A 13,908-nucleotide genomic window follows, 5' to 3' on the forward strand; every position below is an offset into this window, starting at 1 on the left:
CTCAGGCCTCGCCGATGTTTGCGTCGTTGAAGGCGTTGGCGCGCTCTGCTGCCGGTCGCGCAAAGGCGGCGGCAACGTAGTCGGCAAAGCCGGGGCGTTCGGGGACGATCCCCTCCTGCATGGCCCAGCCCAGCTGGGATGACAGATACAGATCGGCGGCGGTGAAGTTGTCGCCGCACAGCCAGGGGCCGCCGAGCATCGCCTGTTGCAGGGTATCGAGGGTGTCTTCGAAGCTGCCGAAGCCGACCATGCGCGCGCGCTCCGGTGGAACTTCCCAACCCAGCTTGCGGGCGGTAATGGCCTGTTCCAGCGGGCCGGCTGCAAAAAAGAACCAGCGCAGGTAGGCGGCACGGCGCGGATCGTCAACCGGCGGCGCCAGCCGGTGCCGCGGGAAACGGTCGGCAAGGTAGGCGCAAATAGCCGGGCACTCGGTAATCAGCAGGTCGCCGTGCATTAGGGCGGGTACCTTGCCCATCGGGTTAATCAAGCGATAGGCGTCGCCTTTCATCTCGTTGCCGTAGCGAATCCAGACCGTTTCGTAGGACACCTGCAGCTCCTCGAGCATCCAGTGCACCATCCGGCCGCGTGACTGCGGATTGCTGTAAAGGGTGAGTCCATGCATGGGTATTTCTCCATTACCGCTCATTCAGTGTCTTGCAAGCATAGTCGCTGTTTGACGGGTCACCAGTCCAGCAGAACCTTGAGCAGGCCGATGCTGCTGACGGCCAGCAGGGTCAGGCCCAGTACGCGGAAGAAGCGGCCGCTGCTGTCTGCCAGCATGCGGTTGTGGAAACGCAGACCAATCAGGTGGCCGACAGTTACACAGGGCAGCAGCCAGAGATGATGAGTCAGTTGCAGATCTACCCCGGCCCAGACGAAGGCGGCCATCTTGATGGCGACCAGTACGAACCAGAGTACGAACAGGGTGTCGCGCAGCTTTTCCCGGGCAACATGCTGCGCCGCAACGGCGATGATCAGGGGCGCGCCGATCAGCGATGTGCCGCTGATATAGCCACCCAGCATCAGAAACAGAGTGTCAACCAACCGGCTGTTACTGCGAAACGGCCGGTTAAAAATGTAGGAGATCGCGTAGCCGGAGACGATGACGAAGATGATCATGCTCATCACGTCGGCCGGCAGGGTCAGCAGGCCGAACACGCCGATCAGCTTGGGCACCATCATCACTGCCAGCATGTGGCCGAGATAGCGCCAGTCGACCGTGCCGCCGCCAGCCGGGCGCGACGCCGCGCGGTTGTTGAGAAAGACCGTGAGCGATGAGAACAGCAGCAGATGTGCGGCGATCAGCGGCAGGAATACCAGCGGATCGTCGTGTACCAGCAGCAGAAACGGCAGTGACAGTACGGCCCCGCCGAAGCCCAGCCCTGACCGGACAAAGCCACTCCAGACAAAGATCAGGCCGATCAGCAGATACTGCGTCAGGGTCAGATCGGTCATGGCAGCGTCTCCGGGTCAGTGTGGCGCGTTAGTGTACCCGAGCGCGCTGGCGCGGTGGTTCAGGGATTGCGGTCGAGCGTCAGATCGGTGTGGCTGTAGAGGCGAAAATCGCGGCTGGTCTCGGCATAGTCCCAGCGTTCGACGGCGCAGCGGTGAAACAGGCCGTCAGTACTGTATTCGATCAGGTTGACCGAGTTGGGTATGTTGCCCCGCACCCGGGACGATAGGGCGGTGCCGGCCTGGGCGGTCCAGGCCTGCCGCTGACCATGACCGTTCAGTGGGCGCACATAGGGCAGGTGAATGTGGCCGGCCAGGAGCAGGTCCATCCCGGCATCAATCCAGCGCGGAACGATCCGCTCGTGATTGATCAGCAGATTGGCCTTGTCCGACGCTTCAATGGCTCGTACCGGATGGTGCTGGATAACGATGCGCAACTGGTCGCTGCGCGCACTTCGCAGCAGGCGTGAGACCCGCTCGATCTGACGGTCGCTGAGTTCACCGTTCTTGTGGCGCTGCGGGCGGGTGGAGTTGACGCCGATGACCAGCAGTCGACTGCTCTCGTACACCGGCTCCAGTTCATTGCTGATATGGGTGCGGTAGTGACCGTAGGGGTTGAACAGTCGGCCAACCAGATTGAACAGCGGCAGATCATGGTTGCCCGGCACCGATAGCACCGGGGCCGGCAGTTGATCGGCAAAGGCGCGGGCGCGGCGGAACTGATCGGCGCGCGCGCGCTGGGTGATGTCGCCGGTCAGCAGTGTCAGGTCCGGCCGGCGTTCTGCCGCGAAGGCGAGCAGGGCGGCCATGACCTCTGGCTGCTCGGTGCCGAAATGCGGGTCGGACAGGTGCAGTAACCGGATCATGCGTACTCCCGCAGATGCTGATCGCGGGGCACCAGCAGCGGCAGTCGATGGCCTGCTACCTGGAATAACAGCGGCGAATGCATCCAGCTGATCTCGCCGTCCATGGCTACCTTGACCCGACGACCCCGCTTACCAAGGCGCACGCGCATCTGCCGGAAGCCGAAGCTGCTGACTTGCTCTGCATCACCGAGCCGGCTGAGCAGACCACGCAACAGCAGGCCGTAAAGCGCCGGCGTCCCCATTGGTCTGGCGGTCATGGCGACCAGATTGCCGTTGTCGAGCGCTTCACGCTGGGCAATGCCGACGTGCTCAAGCTGCAGCGCGTTGTTGCCGACCACGATGGTCTGGGTGCGGAAGCGTTTCAGCTGGCCCGCGGTCTCCAGTTGTACGCTGAACTGGCGATGAGCCCTGAGCAGGGTTGCCAGAGCGGACCAGAATGCGACCAGGCGGCTGCGACCGTAGCGTTGCTTCCAGGCCTCGCGATCCTCGAGTAATGCGGGGTAGAGGCCAAGGCTGGCATTGACCAAAAATACCTGGCCGTTGAGCAGGCCGACCTGGACCGGCTCGATTATCGCGTCCAGCAGGCAGCGGCAGGCCTGCTCGGTATTCTGTGGAATGCCATAGCGGCGACCGAAGTAGTTGAATGTGCCTTGCGGCAGGATGCCGAACGGGACATCGCTGCCCAGCACCGCGTTGCTGACGGCGTTGAGCGTGCCATCGCCTCCTGCTGCGATCACCGCGCCCTGGTGTCGGCGTGCCTGTTCCAGTGCGATTCGGGTCTTGTCGGCCAGCTCGCTGCCTTTGCCTGCCTCGAACAGGGTAAAGGTGCGGCCTGCCTGAGTAAGGACGCGTTCTATGGTCTGACGCACGGTCTCGCCGTCGTGGCGACCGGAACTGGCGTTGAGCACGATGAACAGCGGCGCTTCGGCGGGCAGGGGCTGTCCGGCGGATAGGGGCATGCGGTACCTCGCGGCTGCGTGTGTATCGGATACAGGTTACGCAGATCCTGGCTGGTTTCGGTTTTAGTCAGGCGGTTGTCGCCGAAGGTTCCATCCGTGTTGATCGCACCGTGCGCTGGGTCGCTGTTCTTAAGGCTGGATTAAGACTTGCTGCATAAACTGTAACTACTCTCCATTCTTGCTCAGGGATTTGTGATCATGTCGGCGTCTACCCAGCGGTACCACTCACTCAACGTATCATTGCACTGGCTCATGCTGCTGCTGATTGCAGCGGTGTATGCATGCATTGAACTTCGTACCAATTTTCCCAAGGGCAGCGATCCGCGCGAGCTGCTCAAGCACTGGCACTTCGCCCTCGGCATGGCGGTGTTTGTGCTGGTCTGGTTGCGCCTGATCGGGCGGTGGCTGTTTCCTGCCCCGACCATTACGCCAACGCCTCCGGCCTGGCAGCGTGCGCTGGCGAGTGCCATGCACTGGGCGTTGTACGGTTTGATGATCGGCCTGCCGTTGATTGGCTGGCTTATTCTCAGTGCCGGCGACAAGACCCAGATTTTCAGCTGGTTGACCTTGCCGTCACTGGTCGCGCCTGACCGTGCGCTGGCAGGGCAGCTGAAGGAGGTGCATGAATGGCTGGGCGTCGCCGGCTACTGGCTGATCGGTCTGCACGCCGCCGCTGGGATTGCCCATCACTACGTGCTGCGCGACAACACGCTGGTGCGCATGCTGCCGGGGCGCCGCGCCAACTGAGTGCCGCAACTGGTTGTTGAAAGGGTGTCAGGCGCCGGGGCTCGCGAGCCCCGGCGTCGGTGTTCACGCCGGCTGGCGACAGCCTGGCAGCCGGCTCAACAGCAGCGGTAACGCCAGCCCTGCGCAGGCTCCGGCCAAGACATCGCTTGGCCAGTGCACGCCCAGGGTCAGCCGCGAAAACCCGACCAGCAGCAGCCAGCTCAGGCCGAGCGTCACCCATAGCTGGCGCTGTCGGGGGTGCCGGCGAGTCAGCACAATGACCAGCGCGCCGGCGCAGGCGGCGGTGCCCAGTGTGTGGCCGCTGGGAAAGCTGTAGGTGCTTAATGCCGCGGTGTCCCACAGCTCCGGCCGCGGGCGGGCAATCAGCAGTTTGCTGATGACCACCAGCAGGGCGCCGCCCAGTCCGGACAGCGCCAGCAGCAGGGCATTGTCAAGGTCGCGCCGGACCAGCATGCCGATCACCCAGCAGCTGATCAGTACCGTCAGGAACGGTGCCGAACCGGTGTGCGTTGCAAACGCCAGCAACTGCGACAGCGCGGAGGGAGTGTGTTGACCTACCTGAAGCAGCAGGGCCCGGTCGGCACCTGCTGTTGCGTCGCAGCTCACCAGAGCGGTCAGCGTGGCTGCAATCATCAACAGGGCGAGCGGGCCCAGCAGCAGGTGGCGTGGCGGTGGAGCGCTGGCCGTCGACATCCGGCTGGCGTACAGCAAGCCGAGCGCGACTGTGGTGCTCAACAAAAGCAGCGGCAGCGGCTGCATGGCAGCGTCCTCAGAACGTATAAGTGCCGGGCTGCGGCTCCAGGGCCGGCGGTACCGGCGGCTTGACTGTCGGTTCCGGTACGGGGCTGGGGGCGGGTGGTGTCAGCGGCCTGGGAGCCTCGACCTTGACGTGCTCGGCCAGCGTTGCCTGCCAAAGGGTCTCAAACTTGCCGACAAAGTCTCTGAAGCTGTTGCGCTCTGCCAGCTGGCGAGCGTTATCGATAGCCGCCTCGGAGTTCCACATGCTGGCGCGTTGGGACTCGCGCGCAGTGGATTCGGCGGTGCCGTAGATGAAGCCGGTTCTCACATCAACCAGCAGTGCGGACGTGGTTGCACTGACGAACGCTTCCTTGTTCGGCAGAAAACCCAGGGTCACCGCCGACAGCGGACCGAGCGAGGTGCTTTCGACGTTGAAGCGTGTATCCAGGGTGTAGATCAGCAACATATCGGCCTTCAGACGGGCAGCCCCCAAGCGCAGATCCTTGATGGTATTGAGCTCCTGCGGCAGGATCAGGCGGGTGATTGGCGCCACTGCGGCAACATTGTCCAGGGCGGCGATGCGCTGCACATCTTCTTCGCTCTCGACGTCGCGGGTGGTCACCACACTGAAGCTGCCGGTGCCGTAGCTGTCGGCGGTCAGCGAGCGGTAGCCGGAAGACTGCACGCGGACCATGGCCAGTCGTGCGGGGAATTGCGCTGCGGGCTCCAGCGCCATCAGCTCGACGATATCGTCATCGCCCAGCGTAGACATGTTTACCCCGGCCGCCGGTGTGGTGTAGGTGGCGCAGCCTTGCACAATGGCAAGGCCAAGGGCGAGCAGGGACACAAGAATACGTCGATTCATCGGCGTAGCGGTTCCTCGGAATAAGGGTGGGCGGTCCCGCGCGGCAGCCTTTTGGCAGCGGGGCCTGCGAACCGCGCATGGTATCGCGTTGAGCGCAGGGCAACAATCGGCGACAGAATCTTTCTCGGCTTTGCGGCCGCCTGCTGCGCGATGCCGGGTCGAGCACGTACACTGTGGGTCTTTGCATGCATCAGGGGTGGTAACCAGTGAGCGAGCTTTTTCGTATCGAACAGCGTGATCCAGAGACCTTCAGAAGGCAGACCCGACGCAGCACGCTGATTGTCGTGGCGCTCTTTGCTCTGCTCGGCATGGCACTCCCGGCGCTGCTGATTGGCCTGTTCGGCAGCGCCGATGGCAGCAACTTTGGGCTGAATCTGGCCGGTGTGCTGCTGGCGGCAGCGATCACCGCGACCCTGGTCCGTACCGTGTTTCTCAAACAATCCTGGATGGACGCTGCGGCTTACGGCTGGCGCCTGAAGCGCGCACTGATGCGGGTAACCAACCAGATGCATCAGGTCAAGGACGCGGTGAAGGCGGGTGACGAGCAGGCGATGCTGCTGCTGCGCTTCTACCACCTTGGTCTGCAGGAGATGCACCACCTTGATGGCAACACCAGCGACATGCTGGAGCTGGTGGCCGAGCGCGAGCAATTGCGTGAGGCGCTGGTCGAGCGTGGCCTCGCGGAGGATCAGATGGTGCTGCGCAGTGAATGGCTGGAGCATCTTGCCGGCGGCGCCAAGGGCTAGCCTGCTTTCGGCGGTATAACTACCCATTCGGGTTCGTCAAACTCCCCGACGAAACGAATCTCGCAGCAGTGTGCAGCGCTGCGGATAATCTCCGCGACGGCCGGGTTAGGCGTGCCTTCCATCGCATCCCGCGCGGCCTTGCTCTCCCAGTGGGCTATGGCAATCAGCTTGGCCGGGTCGCTCAGGCTGCGATGCAGTTCGGTGCCCAGGGCGCCGGGAGCCTGCTGAATCAGGTTGCTGGCGCGCACCCAGGCATCGGCGTAGTCCTCGGGCTGAAAGCCCGGCTTTATCGTCACCTCGAAGATGTATTTCATCGCTGGCTCCCGGAGTCAGTGCCGGCTGCTGTCGATATTCACCAGCCGTTTATCAATAAAACGCAGACGTCGCACCATGCCGTTGTCAGGGCCGTAGGTCCAGATGTCTACCGTGACGCTGCCTTCGGCCGGATAGCCATCCGGATCGATCAGGCGGGGTGTGTGCTCGCGTTGATCGGGCGCGCCGCACAGATTCAATACGTCGTCCTGCGAGTCACCGGTCTCGACGATGCCCTTATCGCAGCGCAGTGAGGCGGCCTGTGCGGTGGAGGTGGCGCTGACCACGGTCAGCAGGGTCAGTAGTAGCAGTCGGCCGTGCATTGGTAGCCCTCCCTTGGAGCAGGACGCTTGATGTTTCCATCATGCCTGTGTCATTTGCACAGGTCGAACGTCAGGCACAAAAAAGCCCGGCGCGATGGCCGGGCTTCTTGCTTGCTGCGGGTCTTACAGGCCGAACTTGGCCTTGAACTCACGGCGACGGCGGTGCAGGACCGGCTCGGTGTAGCCGTTCGGCTGCTTGGTGCCTTCAACGCACAGTTCAACGGCGGCCTGGAAGGCAACGCTGTCGTCAAAGTTCGGCGCCATCGGCTTGTAGGCCGGGTCGCTTTCGTTCTGACGGTCAACCACTGCAGCCATGCGCTTCATGGTTTCCATGACCTGCTCTTCGGTGCAGATGCCGTGGCGCAGCCAGTTGGCGATGTGCTGGCTGGAGATACGCAGGGTTGCGCGGTCTTCCATCAGGCCCACGTCGTTGATGTCCGGTACCTTGGAGCAGCCGACGCCCTGATCGATCCAGCGTACAACGTAGCCGAGGATGCCCTGGGCGTTGTTGTCCAGTTCCTGCTGGATTTCCTCGGCGGACCAGTTGGTGTTCGGCGCCAGCGGAATGGTCAGAATGTCGTCAACGGAGGCCGGAGTGCGCTTGGCCAGCTCTTCCTGGCGCTCGGCGACGTTCACCTTGTGGTAGTGCAGGGCATGCAGGGTAGCGGCGGTCGGGGACGGAACCCAGGCGGTGTTGGCGCCGGCCATCGGGTGACCGATCTTCTGCTCCAGCATGGCAGCCATCAGGTCGGGCATGGCCCACATGCCTTTACCGATCTGCGCACGACCTTTCAGGCCGGTGGCCAGACCGATATCGACGTTGTTGTTCTCGTAGGCACCGATCCAGACTGCGCCCTTGATTTCGCCCTTGCGGATGAACGCGCCGGCTTCCATGGAAGTGTGGATCTCGTCACCGGTGCGGTCGAGGAAGCCGGTGTTGATGAACACAACGCGCTCGCTGGCGGCCTTGATGCAGGCTTTCAGGTTGACGGTAGTGCGACGCTCTTCGTCCATGATGCCGACTTTCAGGGTGTTGCGCGGCAGGCCCAGCATGTCTTCAACGCGGCCGAACAGCTCGGTGGTGAACGCCACCTCTTCCGGACCGTGCATCTTCGGCTTAACGATGTAGACCGAACCGGTGCGGGTGTTCTTGCGGCTGGTGTTGCCGTTCAGGTTGTGCATGGCGATCAGGCTGGTGACCGCTGCGTCCATGATGCCTTCCGGCACTTCGTTGCCGTCCTGGTCCAGGATCGCGTCGTTGGTCATCAGATGGCCGACGTTGCGAACGAACAGCAGGGAGCGACCGTGCAGGGTCAGGGTGGAGCCGTCGGCCTTGGTGTATTCGCGGTCCGGGTTCATGGTGCGGGTGAAGGTGCTGCCGCCCTTGTTGACGGACTCGGCCAGGTCACCTTTCATCAGGCCCAGCCAGTTGCTGTAGACAACGGTCTTGTCGTCGGCATCAACGGCGGCGACGGAGTCTTCGCAGTCCATGATGGTGGTCAGCGCGGACTCCATCAGCACGTCTTTGACGCCGGCGGCGTCGGTCTGGCCGATGTTGCTGGTCGCATCGATCTGGATTTCGAAGTGCAGGCCGTTGTGCTTGAGCAGGACCGCAGTCGGCGCCGCAGCGTCGCCCTGGAAGGCGATAAACTGAGCGGCGTCTTTCAGGCCGGTGGTGCTGCCGTCTTTCAGGCTAACGCTCAGTTGGCCGTCCTTGACGGTGTAGCTGGTGGAGTCAACGTGGGAACCATTGGCCAGCGGTGCTGCCTCATCAAGGAAGGCGCGGGCGAAGGCGATAACCTTGTTGCCGCGGATTTCGTTGTAACCCGGGCCCTTGGTGGCGCCGCCTTCTTCGGAGATCGCGTCGGTACCGTACAATGCATCGTACAGCGAGCCCCAGCGTGCGTTGGCAGCGTTCAGGGCGAAACGGGCGTTCATCACCGGCACAACCAGCTGCGGGCCGGCCATGGTGGCAATTTCCTCGTCAACGTTCTGGGTGGTGGCCTGGAAGTCAGCGGGTTCGGGCAGCAGGTAGCCGATCTCCTGCAGGAAGGCTTTGTATTCGGCAGCATTGTGGGGCTGACCGGCGCGTGCCTGGTGCCATGCATCGATCTTCGCCTGGAAGTCGTCGCGCTTGGCCAGCAGTGCCTTGTTCTTGGGAGCCAGGTCCTTGATCAGCGCTTCGACACCGGCCCAGAAGGCGTTGGCCTCGACACCGGTACCGGGAATGGCACGCTCGTTGATAAAGTCGTGGAGAACCTTGGCTACTTGCAAACTGCCAACTTGGACGCGATCTGTCATGTTACACCCTCACTGTGCTGACAACCTGCGCGCTACGCGCATCAGGACGTGGAAATTGGAGACGCGGTATGTTACACGATGATGTGTTGCAAAGCATGCCCGACAGGCGCAAATGTCCCGGGCCTGCGGCAGATCAGGGCGTGACCCGCGGGTCTGCTTCTCCCCAGCTGACTGGATACCGAATGGATCAGGCTTTTTTCTCATCCCTCGCTGAACGCCTCCCGGCACTTGACCCGGGGTTGGCGACGGACGAGGCGGCTCACCGTTACGCTGGCTATTACGGCATCGATTTTCGTGATCGGGCCGAGCAACACCTTGGGCGAATCGATGTCGATGGCTTCAGCGTGGCCACTCAGATATGGAAGCCGCCTGTGGCGCGCGGCACCTTGCTGATCCTGCACGGCTACTACGATCACATGGGGCTTTACCGCCATCTGATCCAGTGGGCACTGGAGCAGCATTACGCGGTGCTGGCGTTCGATTTGCCAGGGCATGGCCTGTCCAGTGGCGAGCGGGCCAGTATCGACTGTTTTTTGCGTTACCAGAAAGTGCTTGATGGCGTACTGGAGCAGGCGCTGCGCTGGAAGCTGCCGGCGCCCTGGCACATGCTCGGGCAAAGCACCGGTGGCGCGATTCTGATCGACCGCCTGCTGCATGGACCGCTGCCGGCGGAGCTGGGGCAGACGGTGCTGATGGCGCCGCTGGTCCGTCCGAAACAGTGGGCCTTTTCACAAATGGGGTTGAAGCTGTTTGGCGGTTTTGTCCAGCAGCTCAGTCGGCGTTTCACCGACAACTCCACCGATCAGGCGTTTCTCGATTTCATTCGCAGCCAGGACCCGTTGCAGCCGCAGGTGTTGCCGGTGGCCTGGGTGCAGGCACTGGAGCGCTGGATTCCGCGCATCGAGTCAGCGGCCTCGGTCGCCCATCGGCCGCTGATCATTCAGGGCCAGGAAGACGGCACGGTCGACTGGCAGCACAATCTGCAGGTGCTGGAGAGCAAGTTCACCCGCCCGGACACCTTCTACTTGCCAACGGCGCGCCACCACCTGGCCAACGAACACCAGACGTTGCGCCAGCAGTATCTGGACTGGCTGGCGCCGCGGCTGGCAGGTTAAGTCGCCTGGCTTAGGGGTTCAGTGCATCGCGCGCGGCGGCGCTGGCGGCCTGAAAAAAGGCGTGGCCTGCATCGGACTCGCTCCAGTCGGCGTAGCGCCCCAGTTGCTGATCTGTCAGGTCACGGTAGACGTAGGCCAGGGTCTGCGGCAGGTTGGGTTCCATCTGGGCGCGTAGCGTGCCGCGGCGCTGGTTCGCCAGCCCGTCGGGAATGGTCAGCAGGCCGCCCAGCATATCGTTCGCACTTTGGGTCGCCAGACTGGCGAGCGCCAGCGATACTTCCTCGCCCATGTCCAGTGCCGGAAGCTGTTTGCCAAGCCGATTCAGCAACGCTGCCCGCTGTGTGCCCGGATTCTGCGCAGGCAAGCCCGCTTGCATCCGGCTGACCTCGGCGGGGGAGGTGGCGCGGGTTTCGGCGGCAGTGATCAACCGGCCAAGATCGCTGCGGTAGAACCGCAGGGCTTCGCTCAGCTGCTGGTCTGACAGATTGACGGACAGGCTCGCCATGGCGCGCGCTTCCATGCGGTCCGGTGCAAAGCGTTCGCTGCTTTTGCGCATCAGGCTGTCGGCCAGTGCTGCGGGCAGCTGCGCAGCGTACCGGCTGCTGGCCTTGCTCAAGGCCTGCTGGAAGTGTTCCTGATGTGTTTTCATGCCGGAAGCCTGGTACAACTGGTGGGTCTCTGCCTGGGCCGAGAGGCCAAGGCAGACAAGTCCGGCGAAGAGTGCGCCCTGTGCGGCGCGGAGCAATGTTTGGGGCATGATTTTCTCTGGATTGGCGGTGCGCAAAATTGCTTGCCTGTTGGGGGCGATCACCTAAAATGCGGGTCTCGTTGCTGCGCACGGTAGCAGATGTTCTTCTCCTGCCGCGTACCAGCCCTCCGCCAACAGCGACGAGTAGACGTCCCTCCCTTTGAGTAGTGTCACTATGTCCGAGTTCCCGTTGGTACCGGCCTCACGTTATGCGTGCGTGGCTGATGAGTTGGCCGAGCGTGGCTGGTCCGTACAGGAGCAGTTTCTGCCCGATTCGCTGGCGCAGGCGCTGGAGCGAGACTGCCGGAGTCTCTGGCAGCAGGACGACCTCACGCCCGCAGCGATCGGCCGTGGCGACAGTCAGTTGGTCGCGCCCGGTATCCGCGGTGACTACACCCGCTGGCTGGATGAGTGCCCGCCAACGGCAGCCGGTCGAGCGTACATGGCACTGATGGACGGCTTGCGTGAAGCGCTTAACCGCAGCCTGTTCCTGGGGCTCGATACCTTTGAAACCCACTATGCGCTATATCCGCCCGGTGCCGGCTATCAGCGCCATCTCGATCGTTTTCAGGACAGCCCGCTGCGCACCATATCGGTGGTAGCCTATCTGAACTCGGTATGGCAGCCGGGCGATGGCGGTGAGCTACGCCTGTTTCTGGCGGATGGCGAGCGCGATGTTGCCCCGCGGGCCGGCACCGTGGTGATTTTTACCAGTGCCGATGTTGAGCATGAGGTGCTGGCGTCGCGCTTTGAGCGCGCCAGCCTGACCGGCTGGTTCCGCCGTCGGCCGGATAACCCACTGCTGCGCTGATTACGCCATCGCGTAGCCACTCTGGGAGTGCGCATGGAGAAGATTCTGGTCAGTGCCTGCCTGCTGGGTCAGCGGGTACGTTATGACGGTGGCGGTTTTGATCCGCTGCAGCAATTGCTGGAGTGGCAGGCGCAGGGGCGACTGGTCGTGGTGTGCCCGGAAGTCGCCGGAGGCCTGCCGACGCCGCGGGCGCCTGCCGAAATTCCCGGTGGGCAGGGCGCAGAGGTGCTGGCCGGACGGTTACCGGTGCATACCGATCAGGGCGAGGATGTCACCGCGCCCTTTGTTCGCGGCGCCGAGCAGGCGCTGGCGCTGGTGCGCAGGCACGGTATCCGTTACGCGCTGCTCAAGGCACGGAGCCCGTCCTGCGGTAATGTCGAAACCTATGATGGCAGCTTCAGCGGCGTGCGCGTGTCGGGTGAGGGCGTTGCCGCGGCGGCGTTGCGACAGGCGGGTGTGCGGGTTTTCAACGAAGAGCAGCTTGCTGATCTGGCTGCGCTGCTTCAGAGCTAGAGGGCGCGCATAAAACGAAAAAGGCGCAACCGAGGTTGCGCCTTTTTGGCATTGCAGCGGGCTGTCTTAGAACAGCACGCGAACGCGGATGGTGCCCTTGACCTGCTGGATCTTCTCAAGAGCCAGATCGGAGTACTCGGCATCGACGTCGATGACGACGTAGCCGACCTTCTCGTTGGTCTGCAGGAACTGACCGCAGATGTTGATGCCGTTGGCAGCGAACACCTGGTTGATCTCGCTCATGACGCCCGGCACGTTCTCGTGGATGTGCAGCAGGCGGTGCTTGCCCGGGTGTGACGGCAGAGCGACTTCCGGGAAGTTGACCGAGGTGATGGAGGTACCGTTGTCGCTGTAGCGAACCAGCTTCTCTGCGACTTCCAGACCGATGTTGGCCTGAGCTTCCATGGTCGAGCCACCGATGTGCGGGGTCAGGATGCAGTTCTGGAACTCGCGCAGCGGGCTGACGAACTCTTCACCGTTGGCACGTGGCTCAACCGGGAATACGTCGATGGCAGCGCCGTTCAGGTGCTTGTCGCGCAGCGCTGCAGCCAGTGCGTCGATATCGACCACGGTGCCGCGAGCGGCGTTGATCAGGATGCCGCCCTTCTTCATGGTGCGGATTTCCTTCTCGCCGATCATCCATTTGGTGGCGGCGGTTTCCGGCACATGCAGGGTGACGATGTCGGCCTGAGCCAGCAGCTCGCTCAATGAGCCAACCTGAGTGGCGTTACCCAGCGGCAGCTTGGTGACCACGTCATAGAACAGCACCTGCATGCCGAGGCTTTCGGCCAGAACCGACAGCTGAGTGCCGATCGAGCCGTAACCGATGATGCCGAGCTTCTTGCCGCGGATCTCATAGGAACCGGTAGCGCTCTTGATCCAGCCGCCTTCGTGGCAGGAGGCATTTTTCTCCGGAATCCCGCGCAGCAGCAGAATGGCTTCGGCCAGCACCAGTTCGGCAACCGAACGGGTGTTGGAGTACGGCGCGTTGAATACCGCTACGCCCTGACGCATGGCCGCGTCGAGATCGACCTGGTTGGTACCGATGCAGAAGCAGCCGACTGCGACCAGCTTGTTGGCGTGGCTGAAGATCTCTTCAGTCAGCTGGGTGCGGGAACGGATACCGATGAAGTGTGCGTCGGCAATGGATTCTTTCAGCTGCGCTTCCGGCAGCGAACCCGTGTGGTACTCGATGTTGGTGTAGCCAGCGGCGTTCAGAGTATCGACCGCAGTCTGGTGTACGCCCTCGAGGAGCAGAAACTTGATCTTGCTTTTGTCCAGCGAGGTTTTGGCCATGGTCATGGTGCAGTTACCCAAAATGCTGATGAAGGAAGGCCGAGCAACCCGTCTGCCCCGGAATGCGACGGAGGGGTCCTGTTTCGGAAGTCGCGTATGCTAGCATAATCTGCCTT

The 13,908-nt window shown here is 62.8% G+C and carries 16 protein-coding genes; 5 read left to right on the forward strand and 11 right to left on the reverse strand.

Annotated elements, in window-relative coordinates; genetic code table 11:
- Position 1: 1 nt before the first annotated feature.
- Genes B7O88_RS06530 through B7O88_RS06545 form a run of 4 tightly spaced genes read right to left on the reverse strand, consistent with a single transcriptional unit; the run spans position 2 to position 3,277 of the window.
- Positions 2 to 622 carry a glutathione S-transferase family protein gene (locus tag B7O88_RS06530; protein ID WP_088274463.1) on the reverse strand — a complete coding sequence of 207 codons (621 nt, stop codon included), beginning with the start codon at positions 620 to 622 and terminating at the stop codon, positions 2 to 4.
- Positions 623 to 681: 59 nt separating this feature from the next.
- The gene (locus tag B7O88_RS06535) at positions 682 to 1,455 is read right to left on the reverse strand and encodes a sulfite exporter TauE/SafE family protein (RefSeq protein WP_088274465.1); all 774 of its coding nucleotides are present in this window, start codon (positions 1,453 to 1,455) and stop codon (positions 682 to 684) included.
- 59 nt (positions 1,456 to 1,514) lie between these two features.
- The gene (locus B7O88_RS06540; protein WP_088274467.1) at positions 1,515 to 2,318 is read right to left on the reverse strand and encodes a metallophosphoesterase family protein; all 804 of its coding nucleotides are present in this window, start codon (positions 2,316 to 2,318) and stop codon (positions 1,515 to 1,517) included.
- A complete protein-coding gene (locus tag B7O88_RS06545; RefSeq protein ID WP_088274469.1) occupies positions 2,315 to 3,277 on the reverse strand; it encodes a diacylglycerol/lipid kinase family protein in 963 nt (320 codons plus the stop codon). Before B7O88_RS06545 ends, B7O88_RS06540 begins: the two co-directional genes overlap by 4 nt.
- A gap of 198 nt (positions 3,278 to 3,475) precedes the next feature.
- Between B7O88_RS06545 and B7O88_RS06550 the strand changes: the two genes are divergently transcribed.
- Positions 3,476 to 4,024: a cytochrome b gene (locus B7O88_RS06550; protein WP_088274471.1), complete on the forward strand. Its 549-nt coding sequence runs from the start codon at positions 3,476 to 3,478 to the stop codon at positions 4,022 to 4,024.
- A gap of 63 nt (positions 4,025 to 4,087) precedes the next feature.
- Here the strand turns inward: B7O88_RS06550 and B7O88_RS06555 are convergent, their stop codons facing one another.
- Both B7O88_RS06555 and B7O88_RS06560 read right to left on the reverse strand, forming a co-directional pair.
- Positions 4,088 to 4,783 (reverse strand): phosphatase PAP2 family protein, encoded by a 696-nt coding sequence (locus B7O88_RS06555; RefSeq protein WP_088274473.1) that lies wholly within the window; start codon positions 4,781 to 4,783, stop codon positions 4,088 to 4,090.
- Between the two features lie 10 nt (positions 4,784 to 4,793).
- The gene (locus tag B7O88_RS06560; RefSeq protein WP_088274475.1) at positions 4,794 to 5,627 is read right to left on the reverse strand and encodes a hypothetical protein; all 834 of its coding nucleotides are present in this window, start codon (positions 5,625 to 5,627) and stop codon (positions 4,794 to 4,796) included.
- Between the two features lie 206 nt (positions 5,628 to 5,833).
- On the opposite strand from B7O88_RS06560, the gene B7O88_RS06565 reads away from it, so the two are divergent.
- Positions 5,834 to 6,373 carry a DUF3087 family protein gene (locus B7O88_RS06565; protein ID WP_088274477.1) on the forward strand — a complete coding sequence of 180 codons (540 nt, stop codon included), beginning with the start codon at positions 5,834 to 5,836 and terminating at the stop codon, positions 6,371 to 6,373.
- Here B7O88_RS06565 and B7O88_RS06570 read toward each other — a convergent pair.
- The 3 genes from B7O88_RS06570 to B7O88_RS06580 form a co-directional block, all read right to left on the reverse strand.
- Positions 6,370 to 6,687 (reverse strand): antibiotic biosynthesis monooxygenase family protein, encoded by a 318-nt coding sequence (locus B7O88_RS06570; RefSeq protein ID WP_088274479.1) that lies wholly within the window; start codon positions 6,685 to 6,687, stop codon positions 6,370 to 6,372. The two genes, B7O88_RS06565 and B7O88_RS06570, sit on opposite strands and share 4 nt — an antisense overlap.
- Positions 6,688 to 6,702: 15 nt before the next feature.
- Complete coding sequence (locus B7O88_RS06575) at positions 6,703 to 7,008, reverse strand: DUF2845 domain-containing protein (protein ID WP_088274481.1); 306 nt, start codon at positions 7,006 to 7,008, stop codon at positions 6,703 to 6,705.
- Positions 7,009 to 7,131: 123 nt separating this feature from the next.
- Positions 7,132 to 9,309, reverse strand: coding sequence for a malate synthase G (locus B7O88_RS06580; RefSeq protein ID WP_088274482.1), 2,178 nt, complete (start codon positions 9,307 to 9,309; stop codon positions 7,132 to 7,134).
- Between the two features lie 182 nt (positions 9,310 to 9,491).
- Between B7O88_RS06580 and bipL the strand changes: the two genes are divergently transcribed.
- Positions 9,492 to 10,424: a phospholipase BipL gene (bipL, locus tag B7O88_RS06585; protein ID WP_088274484.1), complete on the forward strand. Its 933-nt coding sequence runs from the start codon at positions 9,492 to 9,494 to the stop codon at positions 10,422 to 10,424.
- 10 nt (positions 10,425 to 10,434) lie between these two features.
- Here bipL and B7O88_RS06590 read toward each other — a convergent pair whose 3' ends face one another.
- Positions 10,435 to 11,181, reverse strand: coding sequence for a DUF2059 domain-containing protein (locus B7O88_RS06590; RefSeq protein ID WP_088274486.1), 747 nt, complete (start codon positions 11,179 to 11,181; stop codon positions 10,435 to 10,437).
- Positions 11,182 to 11,347: 166 nt separating this feature from the next.
- Here B7O88_RS06590 and B7O88_RS06595 point away from each other — a divergent pair, with 166 nt between their 5' ends.
- Both B7O88_RS06595 and B7O88_RS06600 read left to right on the forward strand, forming a co-directional pair.
- A complete protein-coding gene (locus B7O88_RS06595) occupies positions 11,348 to 11,983 on the forward strand; it encodes a 2OG-Fe(II) oxygenase (protein WP_088274488.1) in 636 nt (211 codons plus the stop codon).
- 33 nt (positions 11,984 to 12,016) lie between these two features.
- Positions 12,017 to 12,496: a 2-thiouracil desulfurase family protein gene (locus B7O88_RS06600; protein ID WP_088274489.1), complete on the forward strand. Its 480-nt coding sequence runs from the start codon at positions 12,017 to 12,019 to the stop codon at positions 12,494 to 12,496.
- A gap of 66 nt (positions 12,497 to 12,562) precedes the next feature.
- Here the strand turns inward: B7O88_RS06600 and serA are convergent, their stop codons facing one another.
- The gene (gene serA, locus B7O88_RS06605; RefSeq protein ID WP_088274880.1) at positions 12,563 to 13,792 is read right to left on the reverse strand and encodes a phosphoglycerate dehydrogenase; all 1,230 of its coding nucleotides are present in this window, start codon (positions 13,790 to 13,792) and stop codon (positions 12,563 to 12,565) included.
- Between the last annotated feature and the right edge of the window lie 116 nt (positions 13,793 to 13,908).

It is taken from the genome of Halopseudomonas aestusnigri, from assembly GCF_002197985.1.
GTDB lineage: Bacteria > Pseudomonadota > Gammaproteobacteria > Pseudomonadales > Pseudomonadaceae > Halopseudomonas > Halopseudomonas aestusnigri.

What these genes read in the sequence shown, in the direction of transcription:
- B7O88_RS06545 (WP_088274469.1), bottom strand. Translation starts at nt 3,277, where the DNA reads ATGCCCCTATCCGCCGGACAGCCCCTGCCCGCCGAAGCGCCGCTGTTC.
- B7O88_RS06580 (WP_088274482.1), bottom strand. Translation starts at nt 9,309, where the DNA reads ATGACAGATCGCGTCCAAGTTGGCAGTTTGCAAGTAGCCAAGGTTCTC.
- B7O88_RS06590 (WP_088274486.1), bottom strand. Translation starts at nt 11,181, where the DNA reads ATGCCCCAAACATTGCTCCGCGCCGCACAGGGCGCACTCTTCGCCGGA.
- B7O88_RS06535 (WP_088274465.1), bottom strand. Translation starts at nt 1,455, where the DNA reads ATGACCGATCTGACCCTGACGCAGTATCTGCTGATCGGCCTGATCTTT.
- B7O88_RS06555 (WP_088274473.1), bottom strand. Translation starts at nt 4,783, where the DNA reads ATGCAGCCGCTGCCGCTGCTTTTGTTGAGCACCACAGTCGCGCTCGGC.
- B7O88_RS06530 (WP_088274463.1), bottom strand. Translation starts at nt 622, where the DNA reads ATGCATGGACTCACCCTTTACAGCAATCCGCAGTCACGCGGCCGGATG.
- bipL (WP_088274484.1), top strand. Translation starts at nt 9,492, where the DNA reads ATGGATCAGGCTTTTTTCTCATCCCTCGCTGAACGCCTCCCGGCACTT.
- B7O88_RS06560 (WP_088274475.1), bottom strand. Translation starts at nt 5,627, where the DNA reads ATGAATCGACGTATTCTTGTGTCCCTGCTCGCCCTTGGCCTTGCCATT.
- B7O88_RS06540 (WP_088274467.1), bottom strand. Translation starts at nt 2,318, where the DNA reads ATGATCCGGTTACTGCACCTGTCCGACCCGCATTTCGGCACCGAGCAG.
- B7O88_RS06600 (WP_088274489.1), top strand. Translation starts at nt 12,017, where the DNA reads ATGGAGAAGATTCTGGTCAGTGCCTGCCTGCTGGGTCAGCGGGTACGT.
- B7O88_RS06575 (WP_088274481.1), bottom strand. Translation starts at nt 7,008, where the DNA reads ATGCACGGCCGACTGCTACTACTGACCCTGCTGACCGTGGTCAGCGCC.
- B7O88_RS06595 (WP_088274488.1), top strand. Translation starts at nt 11,348, where the DNA reads ATGTCCGAGTTCCCGTTGGTACCGGCCTCACGTTATGCGTGCGTGGCT.
- serA (WP_088274880.1), bottom strand. Translation starts at nt 13,792, where the DNA reads ATGGCCAAAACCTCGCTGGACAAAAGCAAGATCAAGTTTCTGCTCCTC.
- B7O88_RS06550 (WP_088274471.1), top strand. Translation starts at nt 3,476, where the DNA reads ATGTCGGCGTCTACCCAGCGGTACCACTCACTCAACGTATCATTGCAC.
- B7O88_RS06570 (WP_088274479.1), bottom strand. Translation starts at nt 6,687, where the DNA reads ATGAAATACATCTTCGAGGTGACGATAAAGCCGGGCTTTCAGCCCGAG.